The following is a 14,513-nucleotide window of genomic DNA, read 5'->3' as shown; positions in this document are numbered from 1 at the left end:
AGGCCGCCGCAAGCCATGCGATGGCGTGCGGCGGCAGCGTGCCACATTACAGCGTCTTGAGCAGTGCGCGTGCCTCATCGGCTTGCGCGAATGGCGTGTTCGCTGACAGCAGCTTGTCGAGCTCGCGCTTGGCGCCAGCCTTGTCGCCACTCTTGTTCAGCGCCTGTGCCAGGTGATAACGAATCTCCATGGCGTTCGGCGCCTGGGTGCTGGCTTTTTGCAGCAGTGGCAGGCCGCGTGCGACATTGCCCTGCTCGACCAGCATCCAGCCCAGCGTGTCCATCACGCCCGGATTGTCGCCGCCAACCTTGAATGCCTGCTCGGCAGTTGGCAGCGCACGCGGATCCTTCACCTGCTGGTAGGCCCAGGCCAGATTGTTCAGCACCATCGGGTTATCCGGCGCCGTCTTTTGCACGGATTCCAGACGGGCGATGGCCGCCTTGTAATCCTTGCCCGCCATATTGATCTCGGAGACCATCATGGCCATGCGTGCATCAGACGGGTTCTGGGCCAGCCACTTTTCGGCGCGCTCCAGCGCTTCCTTGCTCTTGCCACCGGCCTGCATCGCCTGCACGACCTTGGCGTTCAGTTCTGACGACGGCGCCAGCGCCACGGCCTTTTCATACGCCTGCAGGGCAGGCGCGCTCTTTTGCTGGCTCATCAGGATGTCGCCTTCGAGCACGAAGCCCAGTGGCGCTTTTGGCGCGACCTGCTGCGCCTGGCGCGCTGCTGCCAGCGCATCGTCCGGGCGCTTGGCGCGCATTGCCGCATCCACCTGCATCAGGCGCGCAGGCATGAAATCAGGCTGGAGGTCGATCGCGCGCTTGATGTGGCCGGCGGCTGCGCTGTCGTTCTTGAGCAGGCGCTGCACCTCGGCCAGGCGAATCTGCGCCGGTGCCGATTTTGGCAGCACATTGGCCAGCTTGCTGTAGGTATCGAGTGCGCCGTTCAGATCCTTGGTGGCGACCTGCGACTGGCCCAGCATTTCGAGCACGCCGGCATCGGTCGGGTTCGTGGTCTGCAACTTGCGGGCCAGCGTCAGCGCTTTTGGTGCCTGGTCGGTGCGCAGGTAATGCGCGCCCAGTTTCAGTGCCGGGGCCGTTGCCTGCGGATTGGCCGTGCTGGCTTTTTCGAACCAGGTGGTGGCTTCGGCCGTGTTCTTCTGCAGCAGCGCCAGCTCACCCAATGCCGCCATGGCGTCGGCATTGTTCTTGTCTTTCTCGAGGAAGGCCGTGAAGCGCGCTTTGGCAGCGTCCGGCTTTTTCTCCTGCATGTCCAGGCGTGCCAGATTGGTGACAGCCGGCAGGAACGTCGGCTGCAGCTGCACGGCTTTCTCGAATGCCGTGCGTGCCGGCGCATTCTTGCCCTGGACCATGTACACGGCGCCCTTGAGCTGCTGCACCTGTGCACTGTCAGGCTGCTGCTTTTCGAGCGACGCGACGGCGGCCTCGGCCCGGTCGTAGCGCTTCATGCCCATCTCGGTCTGCACCAGGGCCATCGTGGCCTGGATCGATTTCGGATCGAGCGTGGCGGCCGCTTCGAGTTCGCTCAGGCCACGGGCCTGGTCACCCTGCGCCAGGCGCGACAGGCCAAGCGAGGTGCGCACGGCGGCAGCTTGCGGCGCCAGTGTGGCGGCCTGCTGGAGGTAGCTGCTGGCCTTGTCGAAGTCACGCACCTGCATGTACGACTCGCCTGCCAGGGCCAGCAGTTGCGCATCCTGCGGCGCATCCTTCAGGGCCGGCGCCAAGGTCGCGGCGGCATCGGCTGGCTGCGAATTGCGCAGTTGCGCCTGGGCCAGCAGCTTGCGGGCGTAGACGTTGTCCGGATTGCTTTGCAGGTATTTGCGCAGGTGCTGCTCGGCCTGCTGGGTGCCGCCCAGGTTCAGCTCGGACGCGCCGGCCAGCAGGATGCTCGGCTGGTGATCGGGCGCGATCTTGAGGATCTTGGCCAGCGCGTCTTTGGCTGCCGAGTATTTACCTTGCGAGAACTCGAACAGGGCGCGCGTGTACACCACCAACAGGCTGCCCGGCGAATTCTTTTCCGCTGCTTCGACTTCGATCTTGGCCGCATCGAACTTGCCGCGCGCGATCTCGACGTACGCCTTTTCAATGTGGGCGCCGCGGTGATCCGGCTTGAGCTTGAGCGCCTGGCTATAGGCCGCCAGGGCTTCGTCGGGCTTGTTCATCATGCGCAGCATCGAGCCCTGCATCATGTAGACTTCCGGATTCTTCGAATCCTTGGCCACAGCATCTTCGACGTAACGCGTGGCTGCTTCACGGTCGCCTTTGGCGGCAGCCATGCGCGCCATGCCCATCAGGGCCTCGCCCGAATTGGCATCGGCCGTCAGCGCGGCGGCGTAGGCCTGCTGCGCTTCTTCCGGCTTGCCGCTGCCCAGCAGCGCGTCAGCGCGCAGGCTCAGCAGTGGGGCCGAACCGGCCGCCGCTTCGGGCGTGATCTCGGTGAGCACTTCCTTGAACTTGCCTTGCTGCGTCAGCGCCTGGCCGAGCAGCGGCAGCACGCGCGCTGCCGGGATGCCCAGCGAACGGGCGCGGCCGAATTCTTTTTCAGCCGACACGGCGTCGCCAGTCGACAATTGCAGGGTACCCAGCGCCATGCGCGCTTCGCCATTTTCCGGGCTGTTGGCCACGGCATTCTTCAACTGGATCAGCGCCGCCTTGATATCGCCCTTTTTTTGATAGTCAGTGGCTTCGGCCAGCAGGGTCTCGGTCGACTGGGTGCGGTTGCAACCGGACAGACCGGCAGCAAGGATGGCGCCGGACAGCAGGGCGGTAAGAGTAAGCTTGGTAGCGTGGCGCGACATGTGGGATTCCTCAGGCAATGGAGTTCGTTGTTTCGCCAGATAGCGAAATTCCTCAACAACAAATAATACCTGAAGGAACAGCGTCGCCAACGTGCAAACGGATGCAATTGTTGCAAATTCCAGCCACAGGTAACAGCAAAAAAGTGAGAGCAATTGTTACCAAGACTGGAAGCGGCGGGCGCAGCCCTTGTCACTCGCCCTCGCTACCGGGACCGCCCCGTAGACGTTGTAGCAAGGCATCGACATGTTCACCCACGGGCAAGCCATGCCGCCGTAATAACTGTACGTGGAGTACGAGGTTTTCCAGCACCAGCTTGGCCGAGACGGCAAGCAGCGTCATCAGGCGATCTTCCTGGCTGAAGTTTTCCATGGCCGCCGCCATCTCGCACAGGTGGCTGGCGACGAGGTCGCGCAGTTCGTCTTCGGGAAAGGGGAGGTCGGCGAAGTCGATCGGGTCTTCCTGTTCGACTTCGCGCATCAGGGCGGCCAGTTGTGCGGGGCGGATTGGCATGAATGACTCCGTGGTTCACGAAGCCATTCTAGGCTGTTTGCCCCCGCCATTATTACAATTACATATTGCGCCGGTACTGCCCACCCACTTCAAACAGCGCCGTCGTGATCTGCCCCAGCGAGCACACGCGCACGGCGTCCATCAAGTGCGCGAACACGTTCTGGTTGTCGATCGCGGCCTGGCGCAGCGCGGCCAGGGCGGCTGGCGCGGCGTCCGCGTGGCGCGTGTGGAAGGCGTCCAGACGCTGCAGCTGCGACTGCTTTTCGTCGTCGGTCGAGCGCGCCAGTTCGATGGTTGCCGGTGCGCCCGAGCCCTTCGGGTTGCGGAAGGTATTGACGCCGATGATCGGCAGCGTGCCGTCGTGCTTCTGGTGCTCGTACAGCATCGACTCTTCCTGGATCTTGCCGCGCTGGTAGCCGGTTTCCATCGCGCCCAGCACGCCGCCGCGTTCGGCGATGCGCTCGAATTCCTGCAGCACCTGCTCTTCGACGAGGTCGGTCAGTTCGTCCATGATGAACGCGCCCTGGTTCGGGTTCTCGTTCTTGGCCAGGCCCCATTCGCGGTTGATGATCAGCTGGATGGCCAGCGCACGGCGCACCGATTCATCGGTCGGCGTGGTGATCGCTTCGTCGTAGGCATTGGTGTGCAGCGAATTGCAGTTGTCGTAGATCGCGATCAGCGCCTGCAGCGTGGTGCGGATGTCGTTGAAGTCGATCTCTTGCGCGTGCAGCGAACGGCCCGACGTCTGGATGTGGTACTTGAGCTTTTGCGAGCGGTCGTTGGCGCCGTAGCGCTCGCGCATGGCCACGGCCCACAGGCGGCGTGCGACGCGCCCGAGCACCGTGTATTCCGGGTCCATCCCGTTCGAGAAGAAGAACGACAGGTTCGGCGCGAAGTCGTCGATGTGCATCCCGCGCGCCAGGTAGGCTTCGACGAATGTGAAGCCGTTCGACAGCGTGAAGGCCAGTTGCGAGATCGGATTGGCGCCCGCTTCGGCAATGTGATAACCCGAGATCGACACCGAGTAGAAATTGCGCACGCCGTGGCGCACGAAATATTCCTGGATGTCCCCCATGACCTTCAGCGAAAACTCGGTCGAGAAGATGCAGGTGTTCTGGCCCTGGTCTTCCTTCAGGATGTCGGCCTGCACGGTGCCGCGCACGCTGGTGAGCACCCAGGCGCGGATTTTTTCGCTTTCTTCAGGCGTGGGCTGGCGGCCGTTGTCGTGCGCGAACTTGTCGATCTGCTGGTCGATCGCCGTATTCATGAACATCGCCAGGATGGTCGGCGCCGGGCCGTTGATCGTCATTGACACCGACGTCGACGGGCTGCACAGGTCGAAGCCGTCGTACAGCACCTTCATGTCGTCCAGCGTGGCAATCGACACGCCCGAGTTGCCGACCTTGCCGTAGATATCGGGCCGCAGCGCCGGGTCGGCGCCGTACAGCGTGACCGAATCGAACGCGGTCGACAGGCGCTTGGCATCCATCCCCGTCGAGACGAGCTTGAAGCGTTTGTTGGTGCGGAACGCATCGCCTTCGCCCGCGAACATGCGGGTCGGGTCTTCGCCTTCACGCTTGAACGGGAACACGCCAGCCGTGTACGGGAACGCGCCCGGCACGTTCTCGAGCATCAGGAAGCGCAGGATTTCGCCGTGGTCTTCAAAGCGCGGCAGCGCGACCTTGCGGATCGGGTTGCCCGACAGGGTTTTGGTGACCAGGCGCGTGCGGATTTCCTTGTCGCGCACGTGCGTGACGTAGTCATCACCGGCATACGCGGCCTGCAGCGCAGGCCAGGCCGACACGAGGTTTTTGGCTTCACCATCCATCGCGTTGTCGCGTTCGGCCATCAAGCCGTCGAGCGCGTCGCCCGTGGCAGCGCCCTGGCCGGCGGCCAGCAGCATGCGCTTCGATTCGCCCAGTTGCTGGCGCTCGCGTGCGAGTTTCACCTGGCGCGCCACATGGCGGTGGTAGCCGCGCACGGTGTCGGCGATCTCGGCCAGGTAGCGGCTGCGCGCCGGCGGCACGATCACGTTCTTGCCGCTCGAGTAGCGCAGCGCCGGCGCGGGCAGGCTGCTCGTATCGATCGGCAGGCCGAGCGCCGCCAGCCTTGGCAGCAGGCCGTGGTACAGCGCCGTTACGCCATCGTCGTTGAAGCGCGATGCCTGGGTGCCGAACACCGGCATCTGGTCCGGGCTCTGGCTCCACAACTCGCGGTTGCGCTGGTACTGCTTGGCCACGTCGCGCAGCGCGTCGAGCGCGCCCTTGCGGTCGAACTTGTTGATGGCGATGAAGTCGGCGAAATCGAGCATGTCGATTTTTTCGAGCTGCGAGGCGGCGCCGAATTCCGGCGTCATCACGTACATCGACGTGTCGACGTGCGGCACGATGGCGGCGTCGCCCTGGCCGATGCCCGACGTCTCGACGATCACGAGGTCGAACCCGGTCACCTTGCAGGCGGCGATCACGTCGGGCAGCGCCTGCGAGATTTCCGAGCCGGCGTCGCGCGTGGCCAGCGAGCGCATGAAGATGCGCGTCTGGCCGTTCCACGGACTGATCGCATTCATGCGGATGCGGTCGCCCAGCAGCGCGCCACCGGACTTGCGGCGCGACGGGTCGATCGAGATCACGGCGATGTTCAGGCGGTCGCCCTGATCGAGGCGAATGCGGCGGATCAGTTCATCGGTCAGCGACGATTTACCGGCGCCGCCGGTGCCGGTGATGCCCAGCGTCGGCACGCGCAGCGTCGCGGCGTGTTCGAGGATCTGCGCGCGCAGCGCGGCGTCGACCTTGTCGTTTTCCAGCGCCGTGATCAGCTGCGCCAGCGGGCGATGGCGCGCGGCCAGCTCGCCCTGCTGCAGCGCCGCCAGCGTGGTCGGGGCATACGGCGACAGGTCGACATCGCAGGCTTGCAGCATCGCGTGGATCATGCCGACCAGGCCCATGCGCTGGCCGTCTTCGGGACTGAAGATGCGGGTGACGCCGTACGCGTGCAGTTCGTCGATTTCGTGCGCGACGATCACGCCGCCACCGCCGCCGAATACCTTGATGTGCGCGCCGCCGCGCTCGCGCAGCAGGTCGATCATGTACTTGAAGTATTCGACGTGGCCGCCCTGGTAGCTCGAGATGGCGATGCCCTGCGCGTCCTCGGCCAGTGCCGCCGTGACGACATCGTCGACCGAGCGGTTGTGGCCCAGGTGGATCACCTCGGCACCGTTCGATTGCAGGATGCGCCGCATGATGTTAATCGAGGCGTCGTGACCGTCGAACAGCGAAGCGGCGGTGACGAAGCGCACCTTGTTGGCCAGTTGCGGGGTAGCAGGGGCGGGGGCGGCCAGCGTGGCGGCGGCGGTTGTATCGTTCATGGGTAGCAGTCCTTGTAGGCGGGAGGACGAGGGGTGCTGGTACGGTAGCTGACGTTAACGTTAACGTCAAGTAGTGAACAAATGAACCGGTTTCTTGAAGTTTTACTAAAGATAACATTAAGTGATTTATTGCAATCATTTGGTATACTTCCTGCATAGCGCGTGGACACACCCGCGCCGGTTACCAGAGGGGTACGTCAGATGTTGAAAAAAGTGGATGCGTCACAGCTCAGGGTTGGCATGTTCATCCACGATCTCGATTGTGGCTGGATGGAGCATCCATTTGTGCGCAGTCAGTTCCTGCTGTCCTGCGAGAGCGAAATCCAGAAAATCCGCGATGCGCGCATCCACGGCGTCGTGATCGATTGCAGCCGCGGCATGGACGTGGACGCGCCCACGCTGGCCCAGGCGCAGGCAGCCACAGAAGCCGAAGTGACGGCGCTGGCCACCACCGCGACCAGTCGGGTACGATTCTCCGTTGGCGAGGAGCTGCAGCGCGCGGCCACGGTGCGGCGCGAAGCGGTGGGCGTGGTGCGCACGGTGATGCAGGACGCGCGGCTGGGCAAGGCCGTCCACCTCGACGAGGTCGGGCCGGTCGTGCAGAACATCACCGAATCGATCCTGCGCAACGCGGGCGCCTTGCTCGGCCTGTTGCAGATCAAGAACAAGGACGATTACACATTCCTGCATTCGGTGAGTGTGTGCACGCTGCTGGTGGCATTCTGCCGCTCACGCAATCTGGATGACGAGCGCATCTACCAGGCCGGCATCGGCGGGCTGCTGCACGACACCGGCAAGGCGCTGGTGCCGGATGCGATTCTCAACAAGGTGGGACGCCTGACCGACGCCGAGTTTGCCATCGTCAAGCGCCATCCGCGCGATGGCCACGACATCCTGCTGCGCACGCCCGGCATTGGCGCCATACCGCTCGACATCACGCTGCACCACCACGAGCGGCGCGACGGCAGCGGTTATCCGGACCACCAGGCCGGGGACGCGATCAGCGAACTGGCGCAGATGGCGGCCATCGTCGACGTATACGACGCGATCACGTCGGAGCGCTGCTATCACAAGGGGGTGGCACCGGCCGAAGCGCTGCGCAAGCTGTATGAGTGGAGCAAATTCCACTTCGATCCCGCCCTGGTCCAGGAGTTCATGCGCTGCGTCGGAATCTACCCGGTCGGCACGCTGGTGCTGCTGGAATCGGGCCGTCTGGGTGTGGTGGTCGAGCCGCACGAAACGAGCCTGCTCACGCCGAAGGTCAACGTGTTCTTCCATACCCGGGAACAGCGTTACATCAAGCCCGAGACCGTCGATCTGTCACGGCCGCTGGGCTTTGGCGGCGGTGACCGCATCGTGCGTCACGAGTCGGCCGAGAAGTGGCAGGTCGAACCGCTGCGCTTCATGCAGGTCGCCTGAGCGCAACGCGTTCAGAAGAATTCGGCGGTGTCGTTGGTCGTGACGGTCTGCAGCAGGCCGCCGTCGACCAGCGCTTCGTAATGGCAGACGCGGTTGCGGCCGTTGGCCTTGGCGAAATACAGCGCCTGGTCGGCGTGGCCGAGCGTGACGACCGGCGAATCGGCCGCGCTGACGCCCGTGAAGCCGATGCTGACAGTGACTTGCCCCACCTGCGGAAAATGGTGGCTTTCGACATCGAGACGAAAGCGCTCGATGATGCGGCGCGCGTTCTCGAGCGTCGTCGAACGCAGCAGCACCACGAACTCTTCGCCGCCAAAGCGGAACACCCGGTCCTGCGTACGGAAGGACGACTGCAGCAGGTTGGCGATCAGGATCAGGACCTCGTCGCCATACAGGTGGCCGAAGCGGTCGTTGACCGTCTTGAAGTGGTCGACGTCGACCACGGCCAGCCACTGCGCCTCCGCCCCGTGCTGTCCACGCCGCTCGGCCAGGCCGGGCATGACGGGATCGGCGTCCGTTGCCAGCAGCATGCGCGCCAGCTGGTCGTCGAAGGTCTTGCGGTTGAGCAGGCCCGTCAGCGAATCGCGTTCGCTGTAATCGAGCAGATTCTGGAAATTGCGGTACACGCTGACAATGCCGCTGACCATGTACAGCGCTTCCGGCGTGAACGGGGTGTCGTGGGCGATCTCGAGGCAGGTATCGGCCCGCTCGCCAAACCAGATCGGCAGCCACAGGCGGCGCAAGCCGTCCTGGCCCATGCCTTCGGCGCGCGTGGCGTGCTGGCGCAGGCACGCCTCGAGTTCAGGATAGGTGGCGATCGGCTCGCCCGGGCCGCTGTCCTGGGGTTCTTCCGGACAGGCGACGCCGCCGGCCTGGATGCAGGCGCGCGAGCGCACGAACAGCTGGTCGGCGACGCTGGAAATGCCCAGGACCCGGGTCTGGTTCGCGCCCGATAGTTCCTGGACCGCCGAGATCACCGAGATGTCCAGCATCGCATGATCGCGGTGGCCGGTCATGTCCACCATGTGTCGCAGCAGGGAATCCATGTCGTCGTTGTCAGGCCAGCCAAAGCACGAAAAAAAAGACCCTGCAGATGGCGTGGGATGACGCGCAAGAGGGCCGGAAGTGCCGCATTTTTCAGCGGCCAAGCAAAACAGCATAATGCTTTTTTGTACTAGCGGCAACTATTCTTGGCGATTTTTCTCCTGCGTCATCGGGTCGCGCCGCAGCGGCCCGTGAACCTTGTTTTTCCTCAGTCAAAAATATTTCCATGTGGAAAAACTGAGCATCATCAAATTGCCGCTCGGCACTAATACCTATAGTCAACTTACTGGCACACGTCACGTAGCAGGGGCGGCCGGGCCCGGTCGCAGCCAGTATTTTTCAACCACTAAAGGAGTTTTGTCATGAGCACGATTACCTCCGCCATCAAAGCCTTCATCGCAGACGAAAACGGTGTGACTGCCATCGAGTATGGCCTGATCGCTGCACTCATCGGCGTCGCAATGGCCACCGTGGCTGGCGAGGTCGGTACTGGCATCAAGGAAACGTTCGAGTACATCCGGGATCAGCTGAACACCGCTAACCCGACTGCACCGTAATCCGTGTGCCCCCCAGGTCGCAGTCCGGCCCCGGGGGGCATTTTTTCTGGAACCGATCATGGATATCGCACCCTACCGCGACACGCTGCTGCTGCTGCTGGTGACCGCCGCTGCGATCAAGGACCTGGAAAGTCGGCGCATTCCCAATCTTCTGCTGCTCGCCGGCGTACTCGGCGCGCTGCTGCTGCACCTGCTGTCGCCCCGGCCGGTGACGGCGCTGCTGTCCGCATTGGGCGGCTGCGCGACCGGTCTGGCCGTGCTGCTGCCGTTCTATCTGCTGCGCGGCATGGCCGCCGGCGACGTCAAGATGATGGCCGCCGTTGGCGTCTTCACCGGCGCGGGCGACGCGCTGCGCATCGCCATCCTGGCCTGGTGCGCAGGCGGCGTGATGGTGCTGGTGGTTCTCATTGTCAAAGGGCGGCTGCGCCTGGCCCTGGCCAATCTGTGGGCCATGTTGCTGCCCATCCTGCTGCGCCTGCAACGCTTGCCGAGCCCGGAGAACAGCGGCCGGCCCAGCGCCGGCGCGATTCCGTATGGCGTGGCCATTGCTGCCGGGACGATCGTGCACCTGGTCAGTCGTTACGGCGCCACGCCCCTCGCATGATCGCTGCGGCTGCTCTTGTCAGGCATCAAGTGCCGCAAATAGATGCTCGTTAGAATCAATTGAGGTTTTCCCAGAACCAACTTCAGCAGCAGGAGACGTCATGATCGGAGTGTTATCGGCCGCCGCGCCGACCGGACCGGATGCATCGTTGTCCCTGTCTGCGCCGGGTTTTGATGCGGATGGCAATCTCGCCGCCGTGCTGCCGCGCCAGCCACGTACGGTGCGTGACACGGGGCTCGACGCGCGCCTGGTGACGGCGCTCGTGGTCAAGACCCTGCATGCCGACGGCAAGACGCCGCTGTCCCAGTTGACTGGACGCCTGCGGCTGTCGGTCAGCGTGCTGCGCGAAGTGTTGCAGGCCCTGGTGGGCACCCAGCAGGCCGAAGTCGCGTATTCGGGCGACAGTGACCTTGATGTGCACTACCAGTTGACGACCCTGGGCCAGCGCGCGGCGGGCGACTATCTGGCCGAATCGCGCTATGTCGGCCCGGCGCCGGTGACGCTGGCAGCATGGCGCGCCGTGGTCACGCGCCAGTCGCAGCGCCAGCCCGATGCCGCGCGCGTCACGCGCACCGAGCTCGATGCGGTGCTCGACGGCGACGGCCTGGCGCCGGCCATTCGCGAGCAGATCGGCGCCGCCCTGTATTCGGGTCGCCCGCTGCTGTTGTACGGGCCGTCCGGCAGCGGCAAGACGTCACTGGCGCGCAAGCTGGCGCGCCTGCGCCAGGACCCGATCGCGGTGCCGTATGCGGTGCTGGTCAACCACGAAATCATCCAGCTGCATGACCTGACGCTGCATCCCCTGCCGCTGCACGTACGCGCCCTCGAAGAACGCCGCAGCGGCGATGCACGCTGGGCCCTGAGCCAGCGTCCGCTGGTGCACGTGGGGCCGGAGCTGGCGCGCGACATGCTCGAGCTGCGCAGTGATCTGGGCAGCGGGGTGCTGCACGCGCCGCCCCACATCCTGGCCAACAACGGTTTGCTGGTGGTGGACGATGTGGGCCGCCAGCGTGTGCCGCCAGGCGAACTGCTGCACCGCTGGCTCGGTGCGCTCGAAGCGGGCCTGGACCATGTCACGGTGCCGGGCGGCGCCACGCACGTCTTGCCGTTCGATGTGAGCCTGGTGCTGGTCACCAGCCTGGCGCCGGAGTCGGTGCTCGACGACGCCTGCCTGCGCCGCATCGGCTACCGGATTCCGGTCGGGCCGCTGTCGGAGCAGAGTTATCGCGCGCTGCTGCGGCGCCAGGCGCGGCAGCGCCGGATCGACCTGGATGACAGCGCGATCGCGTTCCTGATCGAGCACCTGCACCGCCGCACCGGGCGCGCGCTGCTGGCCGCCTATCCGCACGAGCTGCTGGGCCGGATCGCCGACTTCGCGGGCTTCTCCGGTCAGGCCCCCTGCTGCGATGTGGATGGCCTGACGCGCGCCTGGTACAGCCTGTTCGGCGAAGGGGACGCATCGTGAAAAACCAACGAGCCGTGATCATGATGGCGCTGGCCGTGGTGCTTGGCCTGCTGGCCGTGGCGCTGGCTGCGCGCTGGCTGCTCAGTGCGCAGGTGCCCGCTGCTGGCAGGATCGTCGTCGCAAAAAGCGACATCGACATCGGCCAGCGCTTGACCCCCGCGCTGTTCATCGTGATGGATTGGCACACTCCCAGCGTGCCCAAGGGCGCGTTCACCGATCCCCAGCCGCTGAACGGCCGGGTCCTGCGCAGCAGCCTGCTCGCGGGCGAACCGGTCAGCGAAGCCAAGCTGGCTCCGGCTGGCACGCTGGGCGGCCTGTCGGCCCTGATCACCGAAGGCAAGCGCGCGATCACGGTGCGCGTCAACGATGTGATCGGCGTGGCCGGCTTCGCCTTGCCGGGTAACTATGTCGACATCATCGTCAGCACCGAGACGGCGCCCGATCCGAACGCACCGCAGGCCCGTGCGCACAGCATCTCGAAGATCGTCCTGGAGCGCATCCTGGTGCTGGCGGTGGCCCAGGAAGTGGGGCGCGACGAGACCAAGCCCAAGGTCGTCAATGCCGTCACGCTCGAAGTCACGCCCGAACAGGCCGAAAAGCTGGACCTGGCGCGCAACGTCGGCACGCTGTCGCTGGCGCTGCGCAACCAGATCGATCCTGCCGCCACCACCACCACCGGCGCGACCAAGGACAACCTGCTGCTGGCGCCGCCCGCCGCCCCGGTCGTGCTGCGCGCTGTGGCACCACCGCGGGTGCAGCTGGTGCGGGCGCTGGCGCCGGCACCAGCGCCGGCGCCGCACCGCGAATGCATCAGCGTCATCAACGGCCTGCACGCATCGCAGGAATGCTTCTGATGTCTTCGACTGGACCGATCATGCAACGACAACCCACGATCGCACTGCGCGCCTGCCTGGCGGCCATGTTGGCAGGCCTGAGTGCGCTGGCCCTGGCTGCCCCGGCAGGCAAAAAAATGGTACCGCCTGACGTGGCAGCGCAGCCCGCGCTGCGCCTGAACGGCGGCTGCCAGGGCGAGGCCGCGCGCCCGGCCACCATGGCGCTCCAGATGGGCAAGTCGACCATGCTGCGCCTGCCCGAAGCAGTCACCCGGCGCAGCGTCGGCAACCCGGCCGTCGTTCAGGCGATGCTGGTCGCGCCGGACACGCTGTATATCGCCGCCGTCGATGTCGGCACCACCAACATGATCGTGCAAGGTCGCAGCGGCGCGTGCAGCGTGATCGACATCACGGTCGCGATGGACCCGGCCAGCCTGCAAGCGATGCTGGTCCTCGCCATGCCGCACGAGAAGGACATCCGGGTAATGGCCGCGAATGACACGCTGGTGCTGACCGGCACCGTCAGCGACGCTGCCGCGGTCAACCGCGCCGTGGAACTGGCCGGCGCCTATGTGCGCCGCCCGCTGCGCCAGTTGCCGGCGGCCGACAAGGACAACGCGACCGACGGCGTGATCCAGATCGGCAATGGCAGCGGCGGCGGCGCGGCTGCCGGGGCAGGTGGCGCCAGCGCCCGCGTGATCAACCTGCTGGCAGTCAGCGCGCCCCAGCAGGTGCAGCTCGAGGTCAAGGTGGCCGAAGTCGCGCGCACGTTGCTCGAGCGGCTTGAAACCGGCGTGCGCCTGAGCTTCGGGTCCGGCAGTTGGACCACCACGCTGGCCACCGATTTTCTCAGCGGGCTGGCGCGCGGCGGCCTGGCTGGCCTGAAGACCAACGGCAACCGCTTCGGCATCGACACCGACAAGCTCGATGGCCTGGTGCGCATCCTGGCCGAGCCGAACGTGCTGGCCATCAGCGGCCAGGAAGGCGCGTTCCTCGCCGGCGGCAAGTTCTTTATCCCGGTGGCGCAAGACAATAACAAGGTGACGCTGGAAGAGAAGGAATTCGGCGTCGGCCTGCGCTTTACCCCAACCGTGCTGGGTGGAGGCCTCATCAACCTGAAGGTCGCGCCCGAAGTGTCGGAGCTGTCGCGCGAAGGGATCGGCATCAGCGCCGCCGGCATTGCGGGCACCGCGATCATGCCGCTGTTGACCACGCGTCGCGCCAGCACCACGGTGCAGCTGCACGACGGCCAGAGCTTCGCCATCGGTGGCCTGGTGCGCAACAACCTGGTCGCCAACCTGAAAGGCCTGCCGGGACTGAGCGACGTGCCGATACTGGGCGCGCTGTTTCGCAGCACCGACTTCCAGCAGGAGCGCACTGAACTGGTGTTCGTCATCACGGCGCGTCTGGTCAAGCCGCTGCTGGCCGGCAGTCTGAGCTTGCCGACCGACCGGTTCGATGCGCCGTCGCGCGCCGGCGTGCTGCTTGGCGGCCGCCTCGAAGGTCCGCCCGCCGTTAGCACGCCCGCCGTTGGCACGGCGCCTGTCCCACCCGCACCGGCGCCGGCCGCCGGCGGCCCCGAACCGGAATAGGAGAGCAGCATGGCATCCACATTCATACGCCGGGCGGCGCTGGTGCTGCTGGCCTGCGGCGCGCAGGGCTGCATCTCGAGCACGCCGCACTGGGACAGCCAGTTCGGCGCGGCGACTCGCGCCAACCTGGCCGTGCAGACGATCGACCCGGCTGCGGGCGCCAGCCGCAACCCCGCCGCAGGGCTCGATGGCCGCGCCGCGCGCGCGGCCATCGACAACTACGAGCGCTCGTTCGCCCAACCGGACACCGGCCAGCCGGCGCCCATGATCCGTGCGCAGTAAGCGCGCGGCACTACCTTTATC

General features: G+C 65.5%; 11 protein-coding genes. 7 read left to right on the top strand and 4 right to left on the bottom strand.

Annotation, left to right across the window (positions count from 1 at the left end; all coding sequences use genetic code 11):
• Nucleotides 1-46 precede the first annotated feature (46 nt).
• The 3 genes from prsT to icmF form a co-directional block, all read right to left on the bottom strand.
• The gene (gene prsT, locus HD842_RS11945; protein ID WP_183554664.1) at nucleotides 47-2,821 is read right to left on the bottom strand and encodes an XrtA/PEP-CTERM system TPR-repeat protein PrsT; all 2,775 of its coding nucleotides are present in this window, start codon (nucleotides 2,819-2,821) and stop codon (nucleotides 47-49) included.
• A gap of 190 nt (nucleotides 2,822-3,011) precedes the next feature.
• Nucleotides 3,012-3,332: a hypothetical protein gene (locus tag HD842_RS11940; RefSeq protein WP_183554663.1), complete on the bottom strand. Its 321-nt coding sequence runs from the start codon at nucleotides 3,330-3,332 to the stop codon at nucleotides 3,012-3,014.
• A 58-nt stretch (nucleotides 3,333-3,390) separates the two neighbouring features.
• Nucleotides 3,391-6,696 carry a fused isobutyryl-CoA mutase/GTPase IcmF gene (gene icmF / locus HD842_RS11935; protein ID WP_183554661.1) on the bottom strand — a complete coding sequence of 1,102 codons (3,306 nt, stop codon included), beginning with the start codon at nucleotides 6,694-6,696 and terminating at the stop codon, nucleotides 3,391-3,393.
• Nucleotides 6,697-6,897: 201 nt separating this feature from the next.
• On the opposite strand from icmF, the gene HD842_RS11930 reads away from it, so the two are divergent.
• Nucleotides 6,898-8,115 carry an HD-GYP domain-containing protein gene (locus HD842_RS11930; protein ID WP_183554659.1) on the top strand — a complete coding sequence of 406 codons (1,218 nt, stop codon included), beginning with the start codon at nucleotides 6,898-6,900 and terminating at the stop codon, nucleotides 8,113-8,115.
• Between the two features lie 11 nt (nucleotides 8,116-8,126).
• On the opposite strand, the gene HD842_RS11925 is transcribed toward HD842_RS11930, so the two are convergent.
• Nucleotides 8,127-9,161, bottom strand: a complete 1,035-nt coding sequence (locus tag HD842_RS11925) for a GGDEF domain-containing protein (protein ID WP_183554657.1) — start codon at nucleotides 9,159-9,161, stop codon at nucleotides 8,127-8,129.
• Nucleotides 9,162-9,521: 360 nt separating this feature from the next.
• Here HD842_RS11925 and HD842_RS11920 point away from each other — a divergent pair, with 360 nt between their 5' ends.
• The 6 genes from HD842_RS11920 to HD842_RS11895 all read left to right on the top strand — a co-directional run bounded on the left by HD842_RS11920 (nucleotide 9,522) and on the right by HD842_RS11895 (nucleotide 14,492).
• Nucleotides 9,522-9,716 carry a Flp family type IVb pilin gene (locus tag HD842_RS11920; protein WP_183554655.1) on the top strand — a complete coding sequence of 65 codons (195 nt, stop codon included), beginning with the start codon at nucleotides 9,522-9,524 and terminating at the stop codon, nucleotides 9,714-9,716.
• Between the two features lie 58 nt (nucleotides 9,717-9,774).
• Complete coding sequence (locus HD842_RS11915; RefSeq protein WP_183554653.1) at nucleotides 9,775-10,320, top strand: A24 family peptidase; 546 nt, start codon at nucleotides 9,775-9,777, stop codon at nucleotides 10,318-10,320.
• 100 nt (nucleotides 10,321-10,420) lie between these two features.
• Nucleotides 10,421-11,785, top strand: a complete 1,365-nt coding sequence (locus HD842_RS11910; protein WP_229424729.1) for an ATP-binding protein — start codon at nucleotides 10,421-10,423, stop codon at nucleotides 11,783-11,785.
• Nucleotides 11,782-12,639, top strand: coding sequence for a Flp pilus assembly protein CpaB (gene cpaB / locus HD842_RS11905; protein WP_183554651.1), 858 nt, complete (start codon nucleotides 11,782-11,784; stop codon nucleotides 12,637-12,639). Before HD842_RS11910 ends, cpaB begins: the two co-directional genes overlap by 4 nt.
• A 20-nt stretch (nucleotides 12,640-12,659) precedes the next feature.
• Entirely contained in the window at nucleotides 12,660-14,210 is a 1,551-nt protein-coding gene (locus tag HD842_RS11900) for a type II and III secretion system protein family protein (protein WP_183554649.1), read from the top strand.
• A 9-nt stretch (nucleotides 14,211-14,219) separates the two neighbouring features.
• Nucleotides 14,220-14,492, top strand: coding sequence for a hypothetical protein (locus HD842_RS11895; protein WP_183554647.1), 273 nt, complete (start codon nucleotides 14,220-14,222; stop codon nucleotides 14,490-14,492).
• Nucleotides 14,493-14,513: the final 21 nt, after the last annotated feature.

This window comes from Massilia aurea, assembly GCF_014200505.1.
Taxonomy (GTDB): Bacteria; Pseudomonadota; Gammaproteobacteria; order Burkholderiales; family Burkholderiaceae_D; genus Telluria; species Telluria aurea_B.
Note: the sequence above shows the minus strand (reverse complement) of the source record. Positions and strands in the feature narration are given on the sequence as shown.